22 protein-coding genes are annotated in these 25,311 nt (G+C 71.3%); 10 read left to right on the forward strand and 12 right to left on the reverse strand.

What is annotated here, in order from left to right; genetic code table 11:
• Positions 1-163 precede the first annotated feature (163 nt).
• A complete protein-coding gene (locus TCUR_RS13020; RefSeq protein ID WP_012852974.1) occupies positions 164-1,003 on the reverse strand; it encodes a putative RNA methyltransferase in 840 nt (279 codons plus the stop codon).
• 54 nt (positions 1,004-1,057) lie between these two features.
• On the reverse strand, positions 1,058-1,411 hold the full coding sequence (gene trxA / locus TCUR_RS13025) for a thioredoxin (RefSeq protein WP_012852975.1): 354 nt from the start codon (positions 1,409-1,411) through the stop codon (positions 1,058-1,060).
• Between the two features lie 130 nt (positions 1,412-1,541).
• On the opposite strand from trxA, the gene TCUR_RS13030 reads away from it, so the two are divergent.
• Positions 1,542-2,624 (forward strand): sigma-70 family RNA polymerase sigma factor, encoded by a 1,083-nt coding sequence (locus tag TCUR_RS13030; RefSeq protein WP_012852976.1) that lies wholly within the window; start codon positions 1,542-1,544, stop codon positions 2,622-2,624.
• Positions 2,625-2,685: 61 nt separating this feature from the next.
• On the forward strand, positions 2,686-4,035 hold the full coding sequence (locus TCUR_RS13035) for a class II 3-deoxy-7-phosphoheptulonate synthase (RefSeq protein ID WP_012852977.1): 1,350 nt from the start codon (positions 2,686-2,688) through the stop codon (positions 4,033-4,035).
• Between the two features lie 173 nt (positions 4,036-4,208).
• On the opposite strand, the gene TCUR_RS13040 is transcribed toward TCUR_RS13035, so the two are convergent.
• The 3 genes from TCUR_RS13040 to TCUR_RS13050 all read right to left on the reverse strand — a co-directional run bounded on the left by TCUR_RS13040 (position 4,209) and on the right by TCUR_RS13050 (position 7,104).
• Complete coding sequence (locus tag TCUR_RS13040) at positions 4,209-4,577, reverse strand: ATP-binding protein (protein ID WP_012852978.1); 369 nt, start codon at positions 4,575-4,577, stop codon at positions 4,209-4,211.
• A gap of 4 nt (positions 4,578-4,581) precedes the next feature.
• The gene (locus TCUR_RS13045) at positions 4,582-4,902 is read right to left on the reverse strand and encodes an STAS domain-containing protein (protein WP_012852979.1); all 321 of its coding nucleotides are present in this window, start codon (positions 4,900-4,902) and stop codon (positions 4,582-4,584) included.
• A gap of 87 nt (positions 4,903-4,989) precedes the next feature.
• Positions 4,990-7,104 (reverse strand): SpoIIE family protein phosphatase, encoded by a 2,115-nt coding sequence (locus TCUR_RS13050; RefSeq protein ID WP_041439674.1) that lies wholly within the window; start codon positions 7,102-7,104, stop codon positions 4,990-4,992.
• A gap of 123 nt (positions 7,105-7,227) precedes the next feature.
• Here TCUR_RS13050 and TCUR_RS13055 point away from each other — a divergent pair, with 123 nt between their 5' ends.
• Entirely contained in the window at positions 7,228-11,139 is a 3,912-nt protein-coding gene (locus TCUR_RS13055; RefSeq protein ID WP_012852981.1) for a HAMP domain-containing protein, read from the forward strand.
• A 45-nt stretch (positions 11,140-11,184) separates the two neighbouring features.
• Positions 11,185-11,832 (forward strand): response regulator, encoded by a 648-nt coding sequence (locus TCUR_RS13060; protein WP_012852982.1) that lies wholly within the window; start codon positions 11,185-11,187, stop codon positions 11,830-11,832.
• Positions 11,833-11,877: 45 nt separating this feature from the next.
• Here TCUR_RS13060 and TCUR_RS28370 read toward each other — a convergent pair whose 3' ends face one another.
• The 3 genes from TCUR_RS28370 to TCUR_RS13075 all read right to left on the reverse strand — a co-directional run bounded on the left by TCUR_RS28370 (position 11,878) and on the right by TCUR_RS13075 (position 14,331).
• Positions 11,878-12,228, reverse strand: coding sequence for a DinB family protein (locus TCUR_RS28370; protein ID WP_083789848.1), 351 nt, complete (start codon positions 12,226-12,228; stop codon positions 11,878-11,880).
• A gap of 75 nt (positions 12,229-12,303) precedes the next feature.
• Positions 12,304-13,695 (reverse strand): glutamate--tRNA ligase, encoded by a 1,392-nt coding sequence (gene gltX / locus TCUR_RS13070; RefSeq protein ID WP_012852983.1) that lies wholly within the window; start codon positions 13,693-13,695, stop codon positions 12,304-12,306.
• A 60-nt stretch (positions 13,696-13,755) separates the two neighbouring features.
• The gene (locus tag TCUR_RS13075) at positions 13,756-14,331 is read right to left on the reverse strand and encodes a TIGR03086 family metal-binding protein (RefSeq protein WP_012852984.1); all 576 of its coding nucleotides are present in this window, start codon (positions 14,329-14,331) and stop codon (positions 13,756-13,758) included.
• 299 nt (positions 14,332-14,630) lie between these two features.
• On the opposite strand from TCUR_RS13075, the gene TCUR_RS13080 reads away from it, so the two are divergent.
• Positions 14,631-15,260 carry an NUDIX hydrolase gene (locus TCUR_RS13080; protein WP_012852985.1) on the forward strand — a complete coding sequence of 210 codons (630 nt, stop codon included), beginning with the start codon at positions 14,631-14,633 and terminating at the stop codon, positions 15,258-15,260.
• Positions 15,261-15,425: 165 nt separating this feature from the next.
• Positions 15,426-17,813, forward strand: coding sequence for a Tex family protein (locus TCUR_RS13085; RefSeq protein ID WP_012852986.1), 2,388 nt, complete (start codon positions 15,426-15,428; stop codon positions 17,811-17,813).
• 57 nt (positions 17,814-17,870) lie between these two features.
• Here TCUR_RS13085 and TCUR_RS27340 read toward each other — a convergent pair whose 3' ends face one another.
• Complete coding sequence (locus TCUR_RS27340) at positions 17,871-18,335, reverse strand: hypothetical protein (RefSeq protein WP_041439684.1); 465 nt, start codon at positions 18,333-18,335, stop codon at positions 17,871-17,873.
• A gap of 236 nt (positions 18,336-18,571) precedes the next feature.
• Here TCUR_RS27340 and TCUR_RS13095 point away from each other — a divergent pair, with 236 nt between their 5' ends.
• Together TCUR_RS13095 and TCUR_RS13100 are read left to right on the forward strand one after the other, a co-directional pair.
• Positions 18,572-19,633, forward strand: coding sequence for a phosphotransferase family protein (locus TCUR_RS13095; RefSeq protein ID WP_012852988.1), 1,062 nt, complete (start codon positions 18,572-18,574; stop codon positions 19,631-19,633).
• Between the two features lie 209 nt (positions 19,634-19,842).
• On the forward strand, positions 19,843-20,337 hold the full coding sequence (locus TCUR_RS13100; protein ID WP_012852989.1) for a hypothetical protein: 495 nt from the start codon (positions 19,843-19,845) through the stop codon (positions 20,335-20,337).
• A gap of 55 nt (positions 20,338-20,392) precedes the next feature.
• Here TCUR_RS13100 and TCUR_RS13105 read toward each other — a convergent pair whose 3' ends face one another.
• Both TCUR_RS13105 and TCUR_RS13110 read right to left on the reverse strand, forming a co-directional pair.
• Entirely contained in the window at positions 20,393-21,730 is a 1,338-nt protein-coding gene (locus TCUR_RS13105; RefSeq protein WP_012852990.1) for a lysine N(6)-hydroxylase/L-ornithine N(5)-oxygenase family protein, read from the reverse strand.
• Between the two features lie 199 nt (positions 21,731-21,929).
• On the reverse strand, positions 21,930-22,505 hold the full coding sequence (locus TCUR_RS13110) for an RlpA-like double-psi beta-barrel domain-containing protein (RefSeq protein ID WP_012852991.1): 576 nt from the start codon (positions 22,503-22,505) through the stop codon (positions 21,930-21,932).
• 371 nt (positions 22,506-22,876) lie between these two features.
• On the opposite strand from TCUR_RS13110, the gene TCUR_RS13115 reads away from it, so the two are divergent.
• Positions 22,877-23,929, forward strand: a complete 1,053-nt coding sequence (locus TCUR_RS13115) for a permease (RefSeq protein ID WP_012852992.1) — start codon at positions 22,877-22,879, stop codon at positions 23,927-23,929.
• Positions 23,926-24,672, forward strand: coding sequence for a TIGR03943 family putative permease subunit (locus tag TCUR_RS13120; protein ID WP_012852993.1), 747 nt, complete (start codon positions 23,926-23,928; stop codon positions 24,670-24,672). Before TCUR_RS13115 ends, TCUR_RS13120 begins: the two co-directional genes overlap by 4 nt.
• A gap of 282 nt (positions 24,673-24,954) precedes the next feature.
• Here TCUR_RS13120 and TCUR_RS13125 read toward each other — a convergent pair whose 3' ends face one another.
• Positions 24,955-25,308, reverse strand: coding sequence for a hypothetical protein (locus TCUR_RS13125; RefSeq protein WP_012852994.1), 354 nt, complete (start codon positions 25,306-25,308; stop codon positions 24,955-24,957).
• Positions 25,309-25,311: the final 3 nt, after the last annotated feature.

Here is a 25,311-nt window from a genome sequence, read left to right on the forward strand (position 1 = left end):
AGCCGCCTCGCCGGACGCTTAGAAAGGTGCTACAGAAGAGGTGGTACCCCAACCCGTTGAGAGATCCCAGCAAAAGCGCCTGTAGTCCCTGCGGGTGCACTCACCAGAAAAACAGTCAAATCGGTCAACTGTGGACGCGCTATGGGGGCAGGAGCGTTCTGCCTCAGCGGCGAGGCCGGTAGGCCGAGATCGTGACAGAGAGCGGGACCAATACGGGGTCGGGCAGCTTCCCCACCTTGGCACGCAGTTCCTGCGGAGAAAGATGGCGGGCGCTGGGACCCATCTCCACCAGCGTGGCGACCTCGTCATGGCTGAGCCGTACCTCGGTCTCGTAGTCCTCGGTGCCGGCCAAGAGGAAGTGCTCGCCCAGCGCCCGGCCGGTCCGCTCATGCTTGCGGGCGTCGACCTTGAGCAGGCCCAGGTCCGGGACCAACCGACCGAGGTGGCGGGCGGTGGGCGTGACCACGTACAGCGTGCCGTCCGGTTTGAGGACGCGGTGGAACTCTGCGCCGTTGCGGGGGGCGAAGACGTTGAGGATCGTCTCGACCGCCGCGGTGCGCACCGGCAGCGGCCTCCACAGGTCGGCGACCACCGCGCCGATCCGGGGGTGGGCGCGGGCCGCGCGGCGCAGAGAGTGCTTGGAGACGTCGATGGCCAGGCCCACGGCGCCCGGGACGCGGTCGAGCAGGCGGGCGAGGTAATAGCCGGTGCCGGCGCCGGCGTCCAGCACGCAGGCGCCGGCGGCGAGGGCGGCCCCGGCTCGTTCGGCGAGGAGGTCGGCCAGGCCGCCGAAGTGCCCGGCGCTCAGGAACGCCGCACGGGAACGGACCATCTCGGGGGTGTCGGCCGTGCCCGCGCGCGCATTGCCGGGCAGCAGGTTGACATAGCCCTGACGGGCGATGTCGAAACTGTGCCCGGCGGCGCAGCGCAGGCTCTTGTCCGCCACCGTCAGGCCGTCCCGGCACAGCGGGCAGGCCAGTGTCTCCACGACGTCGGTCAGCACGGGTTCATCTTCGCGGTCCGTGCGCCCGGACGGCCTCTGGGGGCGGGTGGTTTCTCAGTCCTCCAGGCGCTTGCGGACCTCGTCCATGTCGAGGTCGCGGACCTGCTGGATCACGTCCTCCAGCACGGCCTCGGGAAGCGCGCCGGGTTCGGCGTAGACGATGATGCCGTCCCGGATGGCCATGATCGTGGGAATCGAGGAGATGCCGAACCGCTCGGCCAGCTCGATCTCGGCGTCGGTGTCCACCTTGGCGAAGGTGATGTCGGGGTGGCGTTCGGAGGCGCTTTCGAAGACCGGGGCGAAGCGGCGGCAGGGACCGCACCAGGCCGCCCAGAAATCGACCAGGACGATCCCTTCGCCCTGGGCTGTCTTGTCGAAGTTGTCGGCGGTCAGTGTGACGGTCGCCATGTCGCAGTCTCCTCATCTCGGGTATCAGCCCTATAGAGCGGTGACCCCGCCCCCAGTATTCCCCGGCCGGGAATCACAGGGCCGTAATTAGCGTTGTCCGGTCAGGGAGTTCGACCAAAGAAGGGTCAGGATGGCTGCTACCCGCACCAAGGGCGACAGTGTCGAGACGCAGGACAAGGACCTCGTCGGAGCGTACCTCGACAGGATCGGCCGCACCCACCTGCTCGACGCGCAGGAGGAGGTCGATTTGGCAAAGGCCATCGAGGGCGGACTGTACGCCGAACACCTGCTGGAAGAGGACCGGGTGCCCCCGGGGGTGACCCGGCAGGAGCTCGAGGAACTCGTCGCCGCGGGGGTGCGCGCCAAGCAGCGGTTCGTCGAGGCCAACCTGCGTCTGGTGGTCTCGATCGCGCGCAAGTACCCCACCGACGCGCTTCCGCTGATCGACCTCATCCAGGAGGGCAACCTGGGGTTGATGCGGGCGGTCGAGAAGTTCGACTACCGGCGGGGCTTTAAGTTCTCGACCTATGCGACCTGGTGGATCCGGCAGTCCATCGGACGCGGGCTCAGCCACACCGCCCGGACCATCCGCCTTCCGGTGCACGTGGAGGAGGAGCTGTCCCGGCTGCGCCGTGCGGAGCGGCAGCTGGGCCGGGAGCTGGGGCGCGAGCCGACGCGCGAGGAGCTGGCCGAGGCGCTGGGGGCGGCCGTCGACCATGTGGATGAGCTGCTGCGCTGGCGGCGTGATCCGGCCAGCCTGGACGCGGCCGTCGACGACGCCGGGGAGACCCCGATGGGCGATCTGCTGGAGGACCCGGAGGGGGTCAGCCCGGAGGCCGAGGTGCTGGCGCTGGACGACATCGCGGGGCTGGCCCGGCTGCTGGACCGGCTGCCGGAGCGGGAGTCGGCGATCCTGCGCGCCCGTTTCGGGATAGAAGACGGGCAGCCGCTGTCCTACGCCCAGATCGGGGCGCGGTACGGGCTGAGTCACAACCGGGTGCGGCAGATCACCGACCGTTCGCTGCGGCGGCTGCGGCAGCTGGCGGCCGAAGCCGACCGTGCCGGTCGCGCCACCGGTCACTCCGTTCAGGCCCCGCAGGCCCGTCAGGCTCCGCGGGCGCGGAACTCCCGGCCCGCCGCCGAGCGCATCGGGCACGCTCCCCGTTCTCCGCGGCGCAAGTCGCCCGCGCAGGTGCCCACCAAGGCGGCCTGAGCCGCGGACGGCGGGCGGGGCGTGGGGCGTGTCGTTGCGCGCGGTGACCTAGCCTTGGACCGTGACTACGACGAGTGACCTGGGAGATCTGGACGCCTGGCGCGCGCTCCCCGCAGTTCAGCAGCCGGAGTGGGACGACCCGGAGGAGGTCCGGGCGGTGACCGCGGAGCTGGCCAAGGCTCCCCCGCTGGTCTTCGCCGGCGAGTGCGACCAGTTGAAGGAGCGGCTGGCCGAGGTGGCGCGCGGCGAGGCGTTCGTCCTGCAGGGGGGTGACTGCGCCGAGACGTTCGCCGGTTCGACCGCCGACGCCGTCCGCAACAAGCTCAAGACGCTGCTGCAGATGGCCGTGGTGCTCACCTATGCGGGCAGCGTCCCGGTCGTCAAGATCGGGCGGATGGCGGGGCAGTTCGCCAAGCCGCGTTCCAAGCCGGTGGAGGTGCGGGACGGGGTGACGCTGCCGTCCTACCGGGGGGACGCGGTCAACGGGGCGGAGTTCACGCCGGAGGCGCGGCGCAGCGATCCGCGGCGGCTGCTGCAGGCCTACCACTGCTCGGCGGTGACGCTGAACCTGTGCCGGGCCTTCACCAAGGGCGGGTACGCCGATCTGCGGCAGGTGCACGCCTGGAACCAGGACTTCGTCGCCTCCAGCCCGGCCGGGCAGCGCTATGAGCGGCTGGCCGGGGAGATCGACCGGGCGCTGGCGTTCATGAAGGCGTGCGGGGCCGACCCTGAGGAGTTCCACAGCGTGGAGTTCTACTCCTCGCATGAGGCGCTGCTGCTGGAGTACGAGCGGGCGCTGACCCGGATCGACAGCCGTACCGGGCTGCCGTATGACGTGTCGGCGCATTTCCTGTGGATCGGTGAGCGGACGCGGGCGCTGGACGGGGCGCATGTGGAGTTCGCCAGCCGGATCCGCAACCCGATCGGGGTGAAGCTGGGGCCGACGACGACTCCCGATGACGCGCTGGCGCTGATCGAGCGGCTCAATCCCGACGGCGAGCCGGGCCGGCTGACGTTCATCACCCGGATGGGTGCGGGGCGGATCCGGGAGGTGCTGCCGCCGCTGGTCGAAAAGGTGTCCCAGAGCGGGGGGCCGGTGGTCTGGATGTGCGACCCGATGCACGGCAACACCTTCGAGGCGCCCAGCGGGCACAAGACGCGCCGGTTCGACGACGTGCTGGACGAGGTCGCCGGGTTCTTCGAGGTGCACCGGTCGCTGGGCACCCACCCGGGGGGCATTCACATCGAGTTCACCGGTGATGACGTCACCGAGTGCGTGGGCGGCGGGCAGGAGATCGTCGAAGAGGATCTGCATCAGCGTTATGAGACGGCCTGTGATCCGCGGCTGAACCGCAGCCAGTCGCTGGATCTGGCATTCATAGTGGCGGAGATGTACCGCGGTTCCCAGTGAGCCTTTCAGGGCCTTCCGGCCCGCCCGCCGATGGTGGCCGCCGCAGGCGGGGCGGGCCGGTGGCCGTGCGTTCGTGAAGCTCGCGGTGAAATGTTCGGAAGTTCAGCGCGCCGGTCTTTTGCGGCGCGTGTTTTCGCGGTTTCCCCGTTCGCGTAGAAAGTTCGGCGGTGTTGTCAGATGGCGACTTCGGCCCAGACGACTTTGCCGCCGGTAACAGGGGTCGCGCCCCAGGAGCTGGCGAAGCGATCGACGATGAAAAGGCCCCGGTGGGACTCGTCCAGCGGGGCGGGGACGGTCATCTTGGGCATGGTGGAGGCGCGGTCGCGGACCTCGACGCGGACCGCGTCGGGGCGGCGCTGCAGGCGCAGTTCCAAGACGGTGCCGGCGTGGCGGACGGCGTTGGCGACGAGCTCGGCGACGATGGCGGTCACCTGTTCTTCCCGGTCCAGCAGCGACCAGGTGCGCATGGTGCGCGCCGACAGCCTGCGGGCCAGTTCCACCGCCTCGCTCTGGGGGGCGGTGCGAAGGGTGGTCTCGGACACCGGCTCATCCCTCGGGTGGTGTGCCTATGAGAAAACGGTCGAGTCCGGTGGTCCGCAGGACGTTCTCGACCCTGCCGTACGCGCCGGTCACCGTGAGGACGCCGCCTTGCTCCCGGGCCTGTTTGTAGGTGCGCACGAGCACGTTCAACCCGGAGGAATCGCAGAAATCGACCGCGGCCAAGTCGACGACGATCTGCCGGTGACCCGCCTCCACCAAGGATTTCAGCCGTTCTCGCAGCTCGTCGGAGGAGTGCAGGTCGATGGAGCCGCGTACCGTCACGGTCACGCGGTCGTCATGGCGCGTTGTGTGCAAGGCAAGGCCCATCGCTGTTCACCATAGAACATCCAGCTGTATACGGCATGCCGTAATGCCATATACAAGGCCTGTTCGAACGCGCCGCCGGGCGTCCCGTCACGAGGCGCGCAGCACGATCAAGGCGACGTCGTCGTTGGAGGGCTCGGGCCCGAAGTCACGCACCGCGCGCTGGATGCGGGCGGCGACGGCGCCGGCGCTGAGCCCCCGGCATCCGGCCAGCAGGCGTTCCAGGCCCTCGCCGTCGCCGAGCAGCCGGTCGCCGGCGCGCCGCTCGGTCACCCCGTCGGTGACGCACAGCATCACCTGGCCGCTGCGCAGCTCCAGGGTGTCGAGGGTGAAGTCGACGTCCTCGAACACGCCGAGCAGCGGCTGGGCTCCGGCGCCCTCGCGGACCGTGCCGCCCGGGTCGAGCACCAGCGGCGGCGGGTGCCCGGCGCTGACCAGGTCGATGCGGACGCCGGCGCGGCCGGGCAGCGGGGTGATCTCGCCATGCAGCAGGGTGAGCAGCCGGGCGCGTTCCCCTTCGGCGAGGATGAGCCGGTTGAGCCGGGCCAGCACGTCGGGGACGGGCATGTCCTCGGCGGCCAGGATGCGCAGGGCGTGCCGGGCCAGGCCGGTGACGGCGGCGGCCTCGGGGCCGGTGCCGCACACGTCGCCGATGGCGAAACGCCAGCGGGAGGCCGGGGCCGACTCGCTGAGGTCGCCGCAGGCGAACACGTCGTAGAAGTCCCCGCCGACCTCGCTGCCCTCGCCGGCCGGCTGGTAGACGACCGCGACCTCCAGGCCGGGGATGTCGGGGATGCCGGGGGGCAGCAGGCTGCGCTGCAGCGCGCTGCTCATGGCCGTCTGCGCGGTGTAGAGCCGGGCGTTGTCGATGGCCAGCGCGGCCCGCCGGCTCAGCTCTTCGGCCAGGTCGAGCGCGCCCTGGGGGAAGCGTTCCCCGGCGGGGCGGCCGATGACCATGGCGCCCATGCGGCGGCGCCGGGCGACCAGCGGGAACGCGTACGCCTGGTCGCCGGCGAGGGAACCGGCCGCCGCGCGGGCGGCGTCGGGGGCCGCCGCGGCGTATCCGTTCCAGGGGCCGGAGGAGTCCAGCGGCGGCGCCGCGTCGGCGGCCTCCAGCAGTTCGCGCAGGGCGTCGACGCGGGTCTCGTCGGCGTGCCAGACGTAGGCGGGACGGACGATGCCGCCTTCGTCGACGGTGTAGACGGCGCACCAGGTGGCCAGGCGGGGCACCACCAGCTGGGTGACCAGGGCCATGGTGCGTTCGGAGTCCAGTGTGCCGGCCAGCAGGTCGCTGGCCTCGGCCACGAAGCTCAGCCAGCCCCGCCAGGAGCGTTCCAGCTCTCCCAGCCGGGCACGTTCCAAAACCAGTGTCAGCTCGTCGGCGATACGGCCCAGCCGCCTGCCCGCGGCCTCGTCGAAGCGCCCGGGTGCGGCGGACACGGCGGCCACCACCCCGAGCAGCCCGCTTTGGGTCTGCAGCGGCGCGGCGGCCAGGGAGGCGGCGCCCAGGGCGGCGGCGAGCGGGTCGGAGGCGTCGGCCGTCCAGGGGAGGCCTGCGCGGGCGTGCGGGCCGAGCCCGGCGACGGTGAGCCGGCCGGGAGGCGGCCAGGAGACGGCGCCGGTGGAGGCGCCCGGCACCAGCTCGCCCTCACGGTCGGCCAGCAGCACCGCGGCCCCGTCGGCGTCCAGCATGTCCCGGACCGTCGCCACCGCCGAGTCCAGGGAGGTCTCCCCCGTCCGGGGGCGCGTCCCGCCTTCTCCGCCCATCGGGGCGGGCGCGGCGTCCCCGGTGGGCGGGGCGGGGCGCTCGGAACGCCGCGGGGTGGGGTCGGCGGTCTTGGGCAGCCGGAACCACACGCCCTTGGTGAGGCCGTTGTAGGTCACGCCCCAGGACGCGGCGAGCCGGTCGATGGACGGCAGGCCCCGTCCGCTGGTCGCCTCCAGGGAGGGCATGGCGATCTGGCGGGCGGGGTGACGGTCGAGCACCTCGATCCGCACCCCTTCCTCCTCCAGGGTGCAGCTGACTTCGAAGGAGGTTCCGGCGTAGGTCACCGCGTTGGTCGCCAGCTCGCTGGTGGCCAGCATCGCGTCGTCGACCACCTGCTCCATGTCCCAGTCGCTGAGGGTGCGGCGGACGAAGCGCCGCGCGGCGGCCACCGAGGTGGCCTCAGGCGGGAATGTGGCCGACGAGGTTCGTCGTTCCACCTGTTCTCCCCGGTTCAAGAGGCGATATGGATCCCAGTCATCGTGACAGACTGCAAATGTACGGCCCAACGGGAGTGTCCGCAGATCCCGGACTCGGTGAGCGCGGGCCAGGAGGAAAAGACTATGCCGCAGACCGCCTCTCGCACGGGACGTCCGGCCGTTTCGCAGCGGGACGCCACGCCGCGCTACAGCGATGCCGATCTTGCTCCGCTGCTCAAGGCGCTGGCCGCGCTGCGCGACGGTCGTTTTCGGGCGTCGGTGGAGGTGCCCGCCGACGGGGCGTTGGCCGAGGCCGCCGCGCTCGTGGAGGAGATTCGTGCCAACGGTGCTCATGTGGCCGGTGAAATGGCCCGGGTGCGCCGGGAGCTGGGCCGTGAAGGTCATCTGCGGGAGCGGTTGTCGCCGCCGGCCGCGCGGGGCGCGTGGGTGAGCACCGTCGAGGACGCTAATGCGATCATCGACAAGCTGACCGAACTGTCCACCGGAATCGCCCGGGTGGTCGAGGCGGTGGCCGCCGGTGATCTTTCTCAGCGGCTGGAATTGCGGTTCCGCGGCCGTCCCATGCGCGGTGAGGTGCTGCGGATGGCCAAGTCGGTCAACCACATGGTCGAGCAGCTGGACAATTTCGCCTGGGAGGTCACCCAGGTGGCCCGGGAGGTCGGCGTGGAGGGCCGGCTGGGCGGGCAGGCGCCGCTGCGCGGCCAGTCGGGCCGCTGGCGCGAGGTCACCAGCGCGGTGAACGTGATGGCGGGACGGCTGACCGCGCAGGTGCGGGACATCGCGGCGGTGACGACGGCGGTCGCCAAGGGCGATCTGACCCGCAAGGTCACCGTGGAGGCCGTGGGTGAGCTGCAGGAACTCAAGCTCACCGTGAACACGATGGTCGATCAGCTCTCGGCGTTCGCCGACGAGGTGACGCGGGTGGCCCGCGAGGTCGGCACCGAGGGGCGCCTGGGCGGGCAGGCGCAGGTGCGCGGCGTGTCGGGGGTCTGGAAAGACCTCACCAACAACGTCAACGGCATGGCCTCCAACCTCACCTACCAAGTCCGCAACATCGCACAAGTGGCCACCGCCGTCGCCAACGGAGACCTCTCCAAAAAGATCACCGTCGACGCCCAAGGCGAAATCGCCGACCTCAAAGACACCCTCAACACCATGGTCGACCGCCTGTCGGCCTTCGCCGACGAAGTCACCCGAGTAGCCCGCGAAGTCGGCACCGAAGGACGCCTCGGCGGCCAAGCCCAAGTCCACGGCGTCTCCGGCGTCTGGAAAGACCTCACCAACAACGTCAACGGCATGGCCTCCAACCTCACCTACCAAGTCCGCAACATCACTCAGGTGGCCACCGCCGTCGCCAACGGAGACCTCTCCAAAAAGATCACCGTCGACGCCCAAGGCGAAATCGCCGACCTCAAAGACACCCTCAACACCATGGTCGACCGCCTGTCGGCCTTCGCCGACGAAGTCACCCGAGTGGCACGGGAGGTCGGCACCGAAGGGCGCCTGGGCGGACAGGCGCAGGTGCGCGGCGTGTCGGGGGTCTGGAAAGACCTCACCAACAACGTCAACGGCATGGCCTCCAACCTCACCTACCAAGTCCGCAACATCGCACAAGTCACCACGGCGGTGGCGCACGGGGACCTGACCAAGAAGATCGACGTCGATGCGCGCGGGGAGATCCTGGAGCTGAAGACGACGATCAACACGATGGTCGACACCCTGTCGGCGTTCGCCGACGAGGTGACGCGGGTGGCCCGCGAAGTCGGCACCGAGGGACGCCTGGGCGGGCAGGCCAAGGTCGAGGGGGTCTCGGGCACCTGGAAGCGCCTGACCGAGAACGTCAACGAGCTGGCCTCCAACCTGACCACCCAGGTGCGGGCGATCGCCGCGGTCACCAGCGCGGTGGCCAGCGGCGATCTGAGCCGGGAGATCACGGTGGAGGCCGCCGGCGAGGTCGCCGAGCTGAAGGACAACGTCAATTTGATGGTGGCGACGCTGCGCGAGACCACGCGGGCCAACCGGGAGCAGGACTGGCTGAAGTCCAACCTGGCCCGCATCGGCGGGATGCTGCAGGGCCACCGGGACGTCACGCAGCTGGCGCAGCTGATCATGAGTGAGCTGGCCCAGACCGTCTCGGCCAACTACGGCGCGTTCTACCTGGCCCGTCCGGGTGCGGACGGGGAGAGCGAGCTGGCGCTCATCGCCGGGTACGGGGTGCGGGCCGAGCCGGACGCGGTGGCGTTCCGGATGGGCGAGGGCCTGGTCGGGCAGGCGGCGCTGGAGCGGCGCACGATCCTGGTCGACGATGCGCCGCCCGACTACGTCACCGTCCGCTCGGGGCTGGGGCAGGCGCCGGCCACGCACGTCATCGTGCTGCCGATCCTGTTCGAAGGCCAGGTGCAGGGGGCCATCGAGCTGGCCTCCTTCAGCGGGTTCACCGACACGCACCTGGCGTTCTTCGACCAGTTCACCGAGAACCTCGGGGTGACCATCAACGCCATCAACGCCAACTCCCGCACCGAGGCGCTGCTGGCCGAGTCCCAGCGGCTGGCGCAGCAGCTGCAGGAACGCTCCGATGAGCTGCAGCGCCAGCAGGCCGAGCTGCGCCGCTCCAACGCCGAGCTGGAGGAGAAGGCGGCGCTGCTGGCCAAGCAGAACCGGGCGATCGAGATCCAGAACTTCCAGATCGAGCAGGCCCGCCGCACCCTGGAGGAGCGGGCCGAGCAGCTGGCGCTGTCGTCGCGCTACAAGTCGGAGTTCCTGGCGAACATGTCGCACGAGCTGCGCACGCCGCTCAACAGCCTGCTGGTGCTGGCCAAGCTGCTGTCGGAGAACCCCGAGGGCAATTTGACCCCCAAGCAGGTGGAGTTCGCCAAGACCATCCACGACTCCGGCACCGACCTGCTGCAGCTGATCAACGACATCCTCGACCTGTCGAAGGTGGAGGCCGGCAAGATGGAGGTGCACCCCCAGCCGCTGGCGTTCACCAAGCTGGTCGACTACGTGGACGCCACGTTCCGGCCGCTGGCGGTCGACAAGGGGCTGGACTTCGCCGTCGAGGTCTCCCCGCAGGTGCCCGAGGTGCTGTTCACCGACGAGCAGCGGCTGCAGCAGGTACTGCGCAACCTGCTGTCGAACGCGGTCAAGTTCACCTCCGAAGGCCGGGTGCGGCTGACCATCGCACCCGCCGAGGGCGTGGAGTTCACCGCGCCGGCGCTGCGAGAGGCGCCGCTGGTGATCGGTTTCGAGGTCAGCGACACCGGGATCGGCATCAGCGAGGACAAACTGCAGGTGATCTTCGAGGCGTTCCAGCAGGCGGACGGCACCACCAGCCGCCGCTACGGAGGCACCGGGCTGGGCCTGTCGATCAGCCGCAACATCGCCCACCTGCTGGGCGGGGAGATCCACGCCCAAAGCCGGGTGGGCAAGGGCAGCAAGTTCACCCTCTACCTGCCCGTCCAGTACCGGGAGAGCGGGACCGCCCAGCCGGCGGCGGCCGAGCCGCCCGCAGCGGCCGTACCGCAGGATCCGCCGCCCGCCGCCGTGGCGATCGACCCGCCGGTCTCCTCCGAGCGTCCGGCGGTCGGCGGCGCGGCCCGGTCGGCGGGCTTCCTGGAGGACCCGCCGGCCGAGCATCTGGATGCGGTGCTGTCCGGCCGCAAAGTGCTGATCGTCGACGACGATGTGCGCAATGTCTTCGCACTGGCCAGCGTGCTGGAGGGCTACGGCATGGAGGTGCTGTACGCCGAGGACGGCCAGGCCGGCATCGACCTGCTGCAGCGCAACCCGGACGTGGCGCTGGTGCTCATGGACGTGATGATGCCGGGCCTGGACGGGTACGCCACCACCGAGGCGATCCGCGGGATGCCGCAGTTCACCGACCTGCCGATCATCGTCATCACCGCCAAGGCGATGAAGGGCGACCGGGAGAAGAGCCTGGCCTCGGGGGCGTCCGACTACATCCCCAAACCGGTGGACGTGGATCACCTGCTGGACATCATGCGAACGTGGCTGCGGCGCTCCGCGGCGCGCTGAGCGCCGGGCCCGCCCGGCGCCGACCATGATCAGGAGACCCCAGGCGTGGATGACAAGGCCAAGATCCTTCTCGTGGACGATCGTGAGGAGAACCTCGTCGCGCTGGAGGCGATCCTCAGTTCCCTGGACCAGGACCTGGTGCGCGCCCGCAGCGGAGAAGAGGCGCTCAAGGCGCTGCTCACCGACGAGTACGCGGTGATCCTGCTGGATGTGGTGATGCCGGGGATGGACGGGTTCGAAACGGCCCGTGACATCAAACGCCGCAAGAAGACCCGGGACGTGCCGATCATCTTCTTGACGGCGGTCGACAGCGACCCCGACTACGCCTTCCGCGGGTACGCCGCCGGCGCGGTGGACTTCATCGCCAAGCCGTTCGACCCGTGGGTGCTGCGCGCCAAGGTGTCGGTGTTCGTGGAGCTGCACCGCAAGAACCGCCAACTGCGCGAACAGGCGGCCCTGCTCCGCGAGCAGGCGGCCCTGCTGCGGGCTCGGGCCGAGGTCCCCGAAGGCCCGCTGCCGCTGCCGCATGGCGAGCTGACCTCCCGCGTGGCGGAGATCTCCGAACAGGTCGACACGGTGCTGAAGGAATCCCCGGCCCACCTGCGCCCTGCGGTGGAGGAACTGGCCCGCCGAGTGGACGCCCTGCAGGGCACCCTCGACAGGCTGCCCGGCCCCGGCGGCCCGGCCCTCTGACGCGGCGCCCCCGAGGGCCGCTCGCCTGTTCTCCAGCCCGGGTGGTCACTGGAGCATTCGGGCCGCATCACAAGATGGGGCGTCCGGACTGCCCCGGTATGACGGTACCCGGAAGGTCCACGGCCCGTCCCGGGGCAAGGTGGAGGCGGCCGGGACGCTGTATTTGGGGGCGGCGGCGCGCAGCAGGCGAAGCCGGCCGATCTCGGCGACGTTCTTCACCAGCTCGGCGTTCACCCAGGCGATCATGTGGGCGACGGTGTGCGCGGGGTCGTCCCGCCAGGGGAAGGGAGCGGTGGCGTCCAGTTCGGCGCCGGTGAGCCGCTCCAGCGCGGCCGGCCACTCTTCGCGCAGGTCACGCAGCCACTGGACGGCCGCTTCGGGACCCGGCCAGAGGATGTGAAAAGGTTCAGTGCACGTTCACGCCGTCCGCCCGGTCTTGGGTGAGGCGGGCGGACGGCGTGAGCGGGCGGGTCAGCTCTCCAGGCGGGCGCGGGCGGCGGCGATGCGGGTCAAGGTGGCCTCGCGGCCCAGGACTTCCAGGGATTCGAACAGGGGGAGGCCGACGGTGCGGCCGGTGACGGCGACGCGGACGGGGGCCTGGGCCTTGCCGAGCTTGAGGCCGAAGGTTGCGCCGACCTGCTCCAGGCGGGTCTTCAGCTCGTCGGCCTGCCAGGGGGCGTCGCGGTAGGCGTCCTCGGCGGCGGCCAGGATCTGGGCGGCCGGGTCCTTCATGGCCTTGTTCCAGGACTGCTCGTCGAAGACCGGCTCGTCCAGGAAGGCGAAGTCGACCATGGGGATGATCTCCGACAGCACCGCCACGCGGGTCTGGGCCAGCTCGGCCAGGCGGGCGAAGACGTCCATGTCGACCTTGAAGGGGGCCTTCTCCAGGAACGGGCGGCAGGCGTCGATGAACTCCTCCACCGACAGCGCCCGGATGTAGTCGCCGTTGATCGCCCGGAGCTTCTTGACGTCGAAGAACGCCGGGGAGGCGTTGACGTCCTCGATGCGGAACTCCCGCTCGATGACCTCCCAGGGCACCACCTCGCGGTCCCCGGAGGGGGCCCAGCCCAGCAGCATCAGGTAGTTGCGCATCGCCTCCGGCAGGTAGCCCTCGGCCTGGTAGTCCTCCAGGGCGACCTTGTCGCGGCGCTTGGACAGCTTCTGGCGCTTCTCGTTGACGATCACGGGGACGTGCGCCCACACCGGCGGGCGGTGCCCCAGCGCCTCCCACAGCAGCTGCTGCTTGGGGGTGTTGGACAGGTGCTCCTCGCCGCGGACCACGTGGGTGATGCGCTGGGTGATGTCGTCGACCACGTTGGCCAGCAGGAACGGCACCGTCCCGTTGGAGCGGGCGATGACGAAGTCCTCCAGCACCCGGTTCTCGAAGGTGGGCTTGCCGCGGATCAGGTCGACCACCACGGTCTGCCCCTCATCGGGGGTGCGGAAGCGGACCGCGCGGCCCTCGCCGGGGCCGAGACCGCGGTCGCGGCAGTGGCCGTCGTAGCCCTTGTTGGGGTCGCCGGTGCGGGCGGTCACGTCCTCGCGGGTGCAGTCGCAGTAGTAGGCGCGGCCCTGCTCCAGCAGGGTGTGCAGCGCCTTGTGGTGCTCTTCGATGTTCTGGGACTGGAAGTAGGGGCCCTCGTACTCGCCGGAGTCGATGCCCAGCCACGCCAGCGCCCGGATGATGCCTTCGGTCCACTCGGGCTTGTTGCGGGAGGCGTCGGTGTCTTCGATCCGCAACACCAGCGTCCCTTGGGACTGCCGGGCCATCACCCAGTTGAACAGGGCGGAACGGGCCCCGCCGACGTGGAACATGCCGGTCGGGGAAGGTGCGAAGCGTACACGGATCGGAGACGTCGACATGGGGATAAGCCTAGGGCTTTCCGGGGACCTCCCTCGCCTCGTCCGCGGCCGGCGGGGCGGTCAGGGCGTCCAGTGCGGGTCGCGGCCGGCCAGGCCCAGGGCGCGCTCCAGCGGCGACGCCGACGGCGGGACGGGGACCTCGGGGCCGAACGCGCCGAACTTGCGCGCCGTGTCGGCCATGGTCTGCACGTGCCCCAGCAGCGCCCGCTCCAGGTCGTCCCCGAAGGCGGCCTTGCGGCCGGTGGCCACGGCCAGGTCCCAGCCGTGCACCAGGAACTCCACGAACAGGATGCCGCCGACGAACGGGGCGGGCATCTCCGCCTGGCCGGTCAGGTTGGCGGCGCCCTCCCAGGCGTCCGGTTCGGACCAGGCCGCCGCGGTGCGCCGGGCCTGCTCGGCGTAGCGGGCCGCCCAGCCGGGTTCGGCGGTCAGGTCCGGCCCGTCGGAGCCGGGCGGCGGCTGCTTGCGGGCGGCCGCCCAGGCGCGCTCGCCGGTCCATTTGGCCAGGTGGTTCAGCAGGGCGCGGACGTCGAAGTCGGGGCAGGGGGTGGGGTCGCCGAGCCGGGCGTCGTCGATGTCCGCCACGATCGCGATGGCGGCCTCGGCGGCCGGCGCCATCAAGGGCCTGAGGTCCATGGTCGTCCTCCTCACCTGATCCGGTGCGCACCAGCATCCCATCCTGGAACATATGTTCGAGGGTTTTTGGGGAAATCCGCCGCGCCGCGCTCTTCGAAGCACATCGTTTCCGCAGATCAGGGCGGGTATTCCGGAGGCGGAGACGATGCCGCGCCCCGGCGTGGCGCGCACCGGAGGCCGTCGAGGCCCTCGAAGCCGGGGAAACCAGCTGACCGAAAGCGCACCGGGACTTCCCGCGGCCCGGCGGAGAGGACCATGCCGCCGGTGCCGCATTGGGGGCGGCTTGAGAAGATTCTTCGATGAGCAGCGACCATCTCACCGGCCTTCCCGCGTTCATCTCCGTGGCCCGTGACCGGCTGGCCGCGCACCGGCGCCTGGCGCTGGAGGGCGGTCCGGGAGTGCGGCGGGCGGCCGTGGCCCTGTGCGTGGTCCCGGAGGCGGACGTCCCGTCGGTGATCGTGATCAAGCGGGCGGACCGGGGACGCAATCCCGGCCAGTGGGGGCTGCCGGGCGGACGGGTGGATGAGGGGGAAGGCGATCTGCAGGCCGCGTTGCGCGAGCTGCAAGAGGAGATCGGCCTGGCCGCCGGGCCGGAGCACGTGCTGGGCAGACTGGACGACTTCCCCGCCGCCTCCGGGTTCGTCATCGCCCCGCTGGTGCTGGCGCTGCCGGAGCCGGGGCCGCTGCGTCCCAACCCCGGCGAGGTGCGCTCGGTGCACCACGTCCCGCTGACCCGGCTGGCCGCCGACGACGCGGTGCGCTGGGTGCCGCAGCTGGACGGCGGGCGGCTGCTGCAGATGACGCTGGGCCCGCGGATGACGATCCACGCCCCCACCGGGGCGATGCTGTGGCAGTTCCGCGAGGTGGTGCTGCTGGGCCGGCACGCCCGGGTGGCGGACTTCCTGCAACCGGACTGGACGCGCCGCTAGCGCCGTCAGAACGCGCCGCCGCCGCAGGATCAACGGCCTTCCCATGTCACGACGGTACGGCACCGGACGGACCGGCGGAAGACGGGCATCGGCGCGACAAGCGGCCCGATCACCTGCACAATGCTGTGCCGTCAACGGAACAGAAGGCGGATCGAGATCGTGACGATGTCCCAGACCGGAGCCCCCGGCGGCTCCGGCAACGCGCTGTACCTGCGGATCGCCGAAGAGCTCGGGGTGCGCGAGCACCAGGTCCGGGTGGCCGTGGAACTGCTGGACGGCGGCGCCACGGTGCCGTTCATCGCCCGCTACCGCAAGGAGGCGACCGGCGGGCTGGACGACACCCAGCTGCGCCGGTTGGAAGAACGGCTGCGCTACCTGCGCGAGCTGGAGGAACGCAAAGAGGCGATCCTGGAGTCGATCCGCTCCCAGGGCAAGCTCACCGAGGAGCTGGAGCAGCAGATCCGCCAGGCCGACTCCAAGGCCCGGCTGGAGGACATCTACCTGCCGTACAAGCCCAAGCGGCGCACCAAGGCGCAGATCGCCCGGGAGGCGGGGCTGGAGCCGCTGGCCGACGGGCTCTTGAGCGACCCCGCCCAGGACCCGCAGACCGCCGCCGCGGCGTTCGTGGACCCCGACAAGGGCGTGGCCGACGCGAACGCGGCGCTGGAGGGGGCGCGGGCGATCCTGGTGGAGCGGTTCGCCGAGCACGCCGACCTGATCGGGGCGCTGCGGGAGCGGATGTGGACGCACGGGCGGCTGATCTCGCGGGTGCGCGAGGGCAAGGAGGAGGCCGGCGCCAAGTTCGCCGACTACTTCGACTTCTCCGAGCCGTTCACCGAGCTGCCCTCGCACCGGATCCTGGCGATGTTCCGCGGGGAGAAGGAGGAGATCCTCGACCTGGAGCTGTCGCCGGAGGCCGACGATGAGGCCGCCGCCGCGCCCGGCCCGTCCTGGTACGAGCGCAAGATCGCCGAGACGTTCGGCATCGCCGACCGGGGGCGGCCCGCCGACCGGTGGCTGACCGAGACGGTGCGCTGGGCCTGGCGCACCCGCATCCTGGTGCATTTGGGCATCGACCTGCGGACCCGGCTGCGCACCGAGGCCGAGGACGAGGCGGTGCGGGTGTTCGCCGCCAATCTGCGGGATCTGCTGCTGGCCGCGCCGGCCGGCACCCGTCCCACCATGGGGCTGGACCCGGGGCTGCGCACCGGGGTGAAGGTGGCGGTGGTGGACGGCACCGGCAAGGTCGTCGACACCGCGACCATCTACCCGCACGAGCCGCAGCGCCGCTGGGACGAGTCGATCGCGGTGCTGGCCGCCCTCGCCAAGAAGCACGCGGTGGAGCTGGTGGCCATCGGCAACGGCACCGCCTCCCGGGAGACCGACCGCCTGGCCGGGGAGCTGATCAAGCGGCACCCGGAGCTGAAGCTGACCAAGGTGGTGGTCTCGGAGGCGGGCGCGTCGGTGTACTCGGCCTCCGCCTACGCCGCCCAGGAGCTGCCGGATCTGGACGTGTCGCTGCGCGGTGCGGTCTCCATCGCCCGCCGGCTGCAGGACCCGCTGGCCGAGCTGGTCAAGATCGACCCCAAGTCGATCGGGGTGGGCCAGTACCAGCACGACGTGTCGGAGACCAAGCTGTCGCGGTCGCTGGACGCGGTGGTGGAAGACTGCGTGAACGCCGTCGGGGTGGACGTCAACACCGCTTCGGTGCCGCTGCTGACCCGGGTGTCGGGCATCGGGGAGAGCCTGGCGGCCAACATCGTGGCCCACCGGGAGGCCAACGGCCCCTTCCGCACCCGGCAGGCGCTCAAGGAGGTGCCGCGGCTGGGGCCCAAGGCGTTCGAGCAGTGCGCCGGGTTCCTGCGCATCCCCGGCGGGGACGACCCGCTGGACGCCTCGGCGGTGCACCCGGAGGCCTACCCGGTGGTGCGGCGGATCCTGGACGCCACCGGCACCGACATCCGCTCGCTGATCGGCAACACCAAGGTGCTGCGGTCGCTGAAGCCCGCCGACTTCGTCGATGACACCTTCGGGCTGCCCACGGTGACCGACATCCTGGCCGAGCTGGAAAAACCCGGCCGGGACCCGCGCCCGGCGTTCAAGACCGCGGCGTTCGCCGACGGGGTGGAGACGCTGGAGGACCTCAAGCCCGGCATGGTGCTGGAGGGCGTGGTCACCAACGTGGCCGCGTTCGGGGCGTTCGTGGACGTGGGCGTGCACCAGGACGGGCTGGTGCACATCTCGGCGATGTCCAAGAACTACGTCAGCGACCCGCGCGAGGTGGTCAAGCCCGGCGACATCGTCAAGGTGCGGGTGCTGGATGTGGACATCCCGCGCAAGCGGATCTCGCTGACGCTGCGGCTGGACGACGACCCGGCCGACCGGCAGCGCTCCGGGCAGGGCCGGGGCGGCGGGCGCCGCGACGGCAGGCAGGGACGCGGCGGTCCGCGGGGCGGCCGCGGGCAGAGCGGCCCGCTGATGGGCGGCGCGATGGCCGACGCGCTGCGACGGGCCGGGCTCGACAAGGGCCTGCCCGGGCAGCCCCGCCGCTGAGGCCTTCCGGCCCGCCTCGCCCGCGGGGCGGGCCGGCGCGTCTCCTCCGGGAGGAGGTCAGTCCTCTTCGGGTTCCTGGTCGAGGTCCAAGGCGACGACCGAGGAGCAGTTGACGCAGATCCACTCGGCGATGACCGCCTCGGCCTGCATGTCGCGGGTCCGGTAGGGACGTACGACGCGCCGCTTGCGCATGCCGTGGCCGCAGCCGGCGTGCAGCAGCAGCCCGCACATCCGGCACGGCCACACGTCCTCCTCCCGGCGCCGGCAGCCCGGGCACGGGTGCGGGTCGGGCATGCCCTCGATGGCCAGCTCGGCCCGCCATTGCCGTTCCAGGTCCAGGTACTCGTCGGCCGGCCAGTGCCGGTCGGCCAGCCAGGCCAGGTATTCCTCGTCCTCGGGTTCGAGCACCTTGGTCATGGACTCGGGGTGGCCACCGCCACCGTCCTGCCTCCTGCCGGAGCGGCATACCGCGGTGACGAACCACGTCGCGAGCATCACGACGAATGCCAAAAGCACGCTCATGTCCTCACGCCGTGTGGGCGTCCTTCCTGGTCCAAGCCCTGCGCGCCTGACCGGCGCGGCACAGTGAAAGCGCTCGAACGCTACAAGAAACACCCCACCTGGGAAAAGTCGATCAAAAATTGATCTACCAGGACGTAATGGGTCCCGGCCGGTGATATCCCGGCGGCCGGGATCGCGGATGCCCCGGCGGACGGCTCTGCACGCGCCGTGACCGGCCGGCTGTTAGCCTCCGTGGGGTGAGCGCGCAGATCGATCCGGACGTGGTGGACCTGAAGGTCCTGGCCGCGTGGATGGACGGCCAGGGCCTGCCCGGCGGGCCGCTGGAGGATGTGCGGCCGCTGTCCGGCGGCACCCAGAACGTGCTGGTCAGGCTGCGCCGCGGGGGACGGGAGTACGTGCTGCGGCGCGGCCCCAAGCACCTGCGGGCGCGCACCAACGACGTGCTGCGCCGGGAGGCGCGGGTGCTGACGGCCCTGGACGGCACCGACGTGCCCGCCCCGCGCGTCATCGCCGCCTGCACGGACGAGCAGGTGATGCACGGCGCGGTGTTCTACCTGATGACGCCGGTGGAGGGCTTCAACGCCACCACCGAGCTGCCCGCCCTGCACGCCGGCGACCCGGCCGTGCGGCACCGCATGGGGCTGGAGGCGGCGCGGGCGCTGGCCGCGCTGGGGGCGGTCGACCACGAGGCGGTCGGGCTGGGCGACTTCGGCAGGCCGGAGGGTTTCCTGGAGCGGCAGGTCAGCCGGTGGCTGTCGGAGCTGGATTCGTACTCGGCGCTGGAGGGCTACCCCGGCCCGCAGATCCCGGGGCTTGCGGAGGTGGCCGGCTGGCTGGAGCGGAACCGGCCGTTGCACTGGCGGCCGGGGATCATGCACGGCGATTACCACCTGGCCAACTTGATGTTCCGCTACGACGGGCCGCAGGTGGCGGCGATCGTGGACTGGGAGATGTGCACGATCGGCGACCCGCTGCTGGACCTGGGCTGGCTGCTGGCCACCTGGCCGGACGAGCGCGACGGCAGCGCGCAGATCGCCGGGCCGCTGGGGCTGGCGGGCGGCCTGCCCTCCCCCGCCGAGCTGGTGGCCGCCTACGCCGAGCGGCCGGAGGCGGTCGCGGGCCGGGATCTGACGGCCATCGACTGGTACACCGTGCTGGCCTGTTTCAAGCTGGGCATCGTGCTGGAGGGCACGCACGCGCGGGCCTGTGCGGGCAAGGCGCCCCGGGAGACCGGCGACCTGCTGCACTCCATCACGCTCGCGCTGTTCGACAGGGCCCGGCGCATCATCGCCTCCTGAAACCCGCCCCGGACGGGCGCCCGGCTGATTTCCACGCGGCCTCCTGGGCACCGGGCCGGATGCCGCGCCGCGTCGTTCGTCTTCGCGTGCACCTCGCGGAAACGAAGCGCAGATGAATGATCACCGAACGTAACGATTCGGGCGGTGTAGCGATTTCCCCAGTGACCGGGCCTGGCGTCCTTGCTCCCGAGCCCTCCCGGAGGTGGGCAGTGAAGGTTCTCCTCGGCAGGGATCCGGCCGCCTGGCTGGCCCTGGTCGCCATCACCGTGCAGTTCCTCGTCGCCTGGGGCGTGGAGCTGACCGAAGAGCAGCAGGCGGGCATCAACGCCGTGGCCACCATGGCGATGGGCCTGGCCGTCTCCTGGGTCGTCGCCAGGGAGAAGGCGATCCCGGCGGCCGCCGGGCTGCTGGCGGCGGTGCTGCAGCTGGGCGTGTCCTTCGGCTGGGACATCACCCAGGAGCAGATCGCCGCGGCGGGCGCCCTGCTGACCGCGGTGCTCGCCCTGTACCTGCGCACCCAGGTGACCGCGCCGATCGCACCGGACGGCAGCAAGGTGACGGCGGAGGATCCGCCGGCGAGCACCGGCCGGGCGCAGGCCGCCGAGGCCGCCTCCTCCAGGGCCGAGGCGTCCGCGGAGGGCACGAGCTCTCCGGCCGCCAAAGCGATCGCCGCCTCCGAGGAGCCTTCGGAGGCGGCGCGATAGCGGGCCGGGGGTTCAGCTCAGGCCGATGATCACTCCCTGCCGGGAGCCGTCCGGGTCACCGGGAGAGCGCATAAGGCGGGTTGGGGGCCGCGGAGCGGGCGGCGGTGAGGGATTGGACGATCTCGCCGACCCGGATCGCGGTGACCGACAGCAGTGTCGAGGCGATGCCGTGGGTGTGCTCGGTGGCGCCCTGGACGTAGATGCCGCAGCGCAGCGCATCGGTGGTGGCGATCCGGTAGTCGCGTTCCACCCGCAGCGTGCCGTCGGGCCGGCGCAGGCAGTGCTCCCCCACTTCGCCCAGCAGTGCGGACGGGTCTCCGACGCGGTAGCCGGTGGCGTAGATCAGCGCGTCGGCCTCCAGCTCGGTGCGCTCGCCGGTCGGCAGGAACTCCACGCAGGCGCGGACGGCGGAGCCGGTGGCCTCCACATCGGCGATGCGCGAGACGTTGAACAGGCGCAGCCGCCGCCGGCCGGTGACCTTCTCCTGGTAGAGGCGCCGGTACAGCTCGTCGATGAGGTCCATGTCCACCGCCGAGTAGTTGGTGGAGTGGTGGTAGTCCAGCAGCATCCGCTTGACGTCCTCGGGGGCGGCGTAGAAGTGGTCCACCGCCTCCGGGTCGAAGATGCGGTTGGCGAAGGAGCTGTCGTCGGCGGGGGTGTAGCCGTACCTGGCGAAGACCGCGCAGATCTCGGCGGCCGGGAAGGTGCGGTGCAGGTACTCGGTGACCTCGGCGGCGCTCTGGCCGGCTCCGACCACCAGCAGCCGTTTGGGGTCGTGCAGGGCGGGGGTGCGGTGCAGCAGCTCGTGGCTGTGCCATACGCGCTCGCCGGCCGGGGCCTCCGGCGGCAGCACCGGCTCCAGCCCGATGGCGATCACCAGGTTGCGGGTGCGGTGGGTGACCAGTTCGTCGGCCGAGCCGCCGCGGCGGACCACCACATCCAGGGCCGTGGCGGGCCCCTGTTCGGGCACCGGGCGGACCGTCACCACCTCGGCGCCGTATTCGACCTGGCCGTCGAAGTGCCCGGCGGCCCATTCGAGGTAGTCGTGGAATTCCGCGCGGGAGGGGAAGAGCGTCTTGTGGTTGATGAAGTCGGCCAGCCGGCCGCGCTCCCGCAGGTAGTTCAGGAAGCTGAACTCGCTGGTCGGGTTGCGCATCGTCACCAGGTCCTTCAGAAAGGACACCTGCATGGTGGCGCCGTCGATGAGCATTCCCCGGTGCCAGCCGAAGGCCGGCTGCCGTTCGAAGAACACCGCTTCGATCCGGTCCCCTTCGGCCGCCGTCGCGTTGTGCTCACGCAGCGCGATGGCCAGCGCCAGGTTGGAGGGGCCGAAACCGATGCCCACCACATCGTGCACGTGATCGGCCGAGTCGCAGGTCGGGGGGAGGGGCATGGGTGTCCTTTCCGCGCGAGTCGTCCGGGGAGATCCCCACCAAGGCGACGACAGTTAGGTTAGCCTCGCCTAACGAAGGTGAGCCTAACCTTTCCGCGCTTCGCGTCACAAGACACCGTGTTCAAGATCATCCGAGCGGGGCGGAGACGGCGCGAGGCGGGCGGCCATCGTGGCCGCCCGCCTCGCGGGGGTCCTCCGGTCAGGAACCGAACGGCTTGGGGGCGCCCTTCTCCCCCGGCCCCGGTCCCCACTCCAGGACCTCGTACTTGACGCCCTTGAGGTGACCCGTGCCACCGCCGGCGTGGTAGTCGTCCTTGGGCTTGCCGCCGTCCAGCAGGTAGCGGAACGAGTGGGTGTCCAGGTCGAGCATGATGCCCCGGTGCGAGGGCTCACCGGGCCCGCGGTCGCCGATGAAGCCGGTGACGCTGCGGCCGCCGTAGGTGACGCGGACCTTGGTCAGCATCGGCCAGCTCGGGCTGGCGAACATGCCCTTCTGCATGGGTTTGCCGCTGGCGGGGGCGCCGGTGTCGCCCCTGATGCCAGAGCCGTCGTCCCAGAAGTAGGAGGCGGTGGTGGTGCCGGTCAGCAGCACCTCACCCGAATCGCCCGGGGCGGCCCGCCGGGCGTCCGCCGAGTCCTGCCGGGCGCTCGCCGTGCTCTGACCGCCGGCGGCGGAGGCGGCGTTCACCTTGGCGATCGTCCCGGCGGTGACCCCGGTGACCAGGACGGCTCCGGCGACACCGGTCAGGGCGATGTGCTTGGCGGACGTGCGCAATGGATTTCCTTTCGCGTGGACGGCTGGGCGAACTCGCCGCAAAAAGCCCGCATGGGCATGCGATCGCCGGCCTCACGGCCCGAGGAGAAGTCGGGAAGATCACCGCACGGGTCTCAGGGACCGGGGCGCCGCGGCTCAGCGGCGGTGCCGGCGGTGCGGGCCGCCACCTGGCGGGCGGCAGGCCCTGATTTATGCGGCTTTGTCGTCATGCGGCCGGACTTGACGGCCTGTTGACCGCCGCCGTACCGCGACTGGGGGAGCCGTTACCAAGAACAGACCGAACGCGGGGGTTTATTCAGCCGTCCAGGTAGATCTTTTGGGACGGTCCGCAAGGAGGGATTCGGCCCCCGGGCCGGGAAGGCTCTGGCAGCATGGCCGCCATGACCGACCGCAGCGGCCTGAACACAGCCGATCCCTACGACGAGGAGTTGCTTCCGCCGCCGGAGTGGGCTCCGGGCACGACGATGAGCCCGGGGACCCGCGCACTGTGGGCCTTCGTGGCACTGGCGGCCGCAATGGCGGCGGGCCGGATCTGGGTGGCGCCGCGAATCGAGGCGGCGGCCCTGGAGACCTGGACCACCGTCTTCGTGGCGATCTGCGTGCAGGCCCTGCCCTTTTTGGTCTTCGGGGTGATGCTGTCGGCGGCCATCACCGCGTTCGTGCCGCCGGCGGTGTGGCGGCGGTTGCTGCCCCGCCGCTCCGGCGCCGCGGTGCCGGTGGCCGGGGTGATGGGAGCGGTGCTGCCGGGCTGCGAGTGCGCTTCGGTGCCGGTGGCCGGAGGGCTGATGGCGCGCGGGGTCGCGCCCGCCGCCGCGCTGACCTTCCTGCTGGCCGCCCCCGCCATCAACCCCGTGGTGCTGGTGGCCACCGCGGTGGCCTTCCCGGACTCGCCGCAGATGGTGCTCGGCCGGTTCGCCGCCTCGCTGATCGTGGCCGTGCTGGCCGGCTGGGCGTGGCTGCTGCTGGGGCGGGGCGAGTGGCTGCGCGTGCCGTCCCGCCCGCTCGCCGCCGCCGGGGCCGCGGCGCGCTGGGAGTCCTTCCGGCAGGCGATGCGGCACGACCTCATGCACGCCGGGGGCTTTTTGGTGGTCGGCGGCATGGCGGCGGCCACCATCAACGTGGTGGTGCCCGCCTCCTGGGTGGACGGCCTGGCCGGGGTGCCGGTGGTGTCGGTGCTGACGCTGGCGCTGCTGGCGGTGCTGATGTCGATCTGCTCGGAGGCCGACGCCTTCGTGGCCGCCAGCCTGACGCAGTTCTCCCCCACCGCCAAGCTGGCCTTCCTGGTGGTGGGGCCGATGGTGGACCTGAAGCTGATCGCGTTGCAGGCCGGGTTCTTCGGGCGCCGCTTCGCGCTGCGCTTCGTCCCGCTGACGTTCACGCTCGCGGTGACGGTCAGCCTGGTCGTGGGAGGGGTGCTGCAGTGAGCAGGCCGGCGCAGAACCTGCTGCTGATCACGCTCGGCGCGGCGGTGCTGTGGATCACGCTGGCGACCGACGAGTACCTCAACTATGTCAAACCCGGCTTCCGGCCGCTGCTGGTCGCCGCGGCGGTGGCGATGGCCGCGCTCGGCGCCGCCGGGCTGCGTCGCGACTGGCACGACTCCCCCGGCGCCTCCCCCGACGGCGCCCACGGCCATGGCCACGGGCACGATCACGGGCACGGACCGCGGGTGGCGTGGCTGCTGTGCCTGCCCGCGCTGGCGATCTTCGTGATCGCGCCGCCCGCGCTGGGGTCCTTCACCGCCGCCCGCGGCACCGACCGTCCGGCCGCGCCGCCCTCCCCGCCCGCCGAGGGCTACCGGCGGCTCGTCCCCACCGGCGAGCCGATCGACATGACGCTGGGCGAGTTCATCGGCCGTTCGTTCGAGACGCAGACCGGGATGCCCAACGGACTGACGGACGTGCAGGTGCGGCTGACCGGCTTCGTGCGCTCCCGCAAAGAGGGCGACGGCTGGTACCTGACCCGGCTGAAGATGACCTGCTGCGCCGGTGACGCCGTCCCGTTCCAGGTGATCGTGCACGGGCTGGACAAGCCCGCCGACGGCACCTGGGTCCAGGTGGTCGGCGTCTACCGGCCGCCGAAGACCCGCAGGCCGGCCACGGGCATGCACGACCTGTACGGGCAGAGCCTGCGCAGGATCAAAAAGCCGAAGAACGCTTATGAGTGAGCCTTTTCACCACGTGGTCAGGGGGCCGAGACGGCTCTGAGGTCGCGACGGCGCAGGTCATGACACCGTCCCCAATATGCGGCCGGTGGGAGCGCCGTGGCGGAAAGGCTCACTGGGGCGAAGCCGCGGAACTTTCCGGGGAGCGGCCGGCGCGATGGCGGGCCGCTCCCTCGGGCAAGGGCTCGATGCCCGCAGGACGAGCGCCGGCGGTGCGGGCGCTCATCTGCGGGGGCGACGCGTGAGCGGGGAACACGCCGTCCCTGCGAACGCGCCGGGCCGCGATCAAAGCTGGGGGTAGCCGACCGGCTCGCGTGCGGGGAACACGTGCGAGCCGTCGTCACGGCGCTGCGCGGGAGGCGGCACCGGGGGCGGCGCCGCGGGAGCCGTCGCGGGCGGCGCCATGGGGGAGGCCACGGAGGACATCGCGCGCTGCTCGCCGAGCATGCCCGTCAGGGCACGGGCGGCCTCGGCGTCCATGCGCACGATCACGCTGGGACATCCTGTGGAGTCGACGAAGGGGGATACGCCGGGAGCGCTGGTCACCCCTCTCCGCTCAAGCGCCTGCCGCATCTCTTCGCGGAGCTCATGCGCCAACCACAGGGCTTCACGATCGCTGTCGGTCAGGTGTGCGTTCATCGC

Source organism: Thermomonospora curvata DSM 43183, assembly GCF_000024385.1.
Classification (GTDB): domain Bacteria; phylum Actinomycetota; class Actinomycetes; order Streptosporangiales; family Streptosporangiaceae; genus Thermomonospora; species Thermomonospora curvata.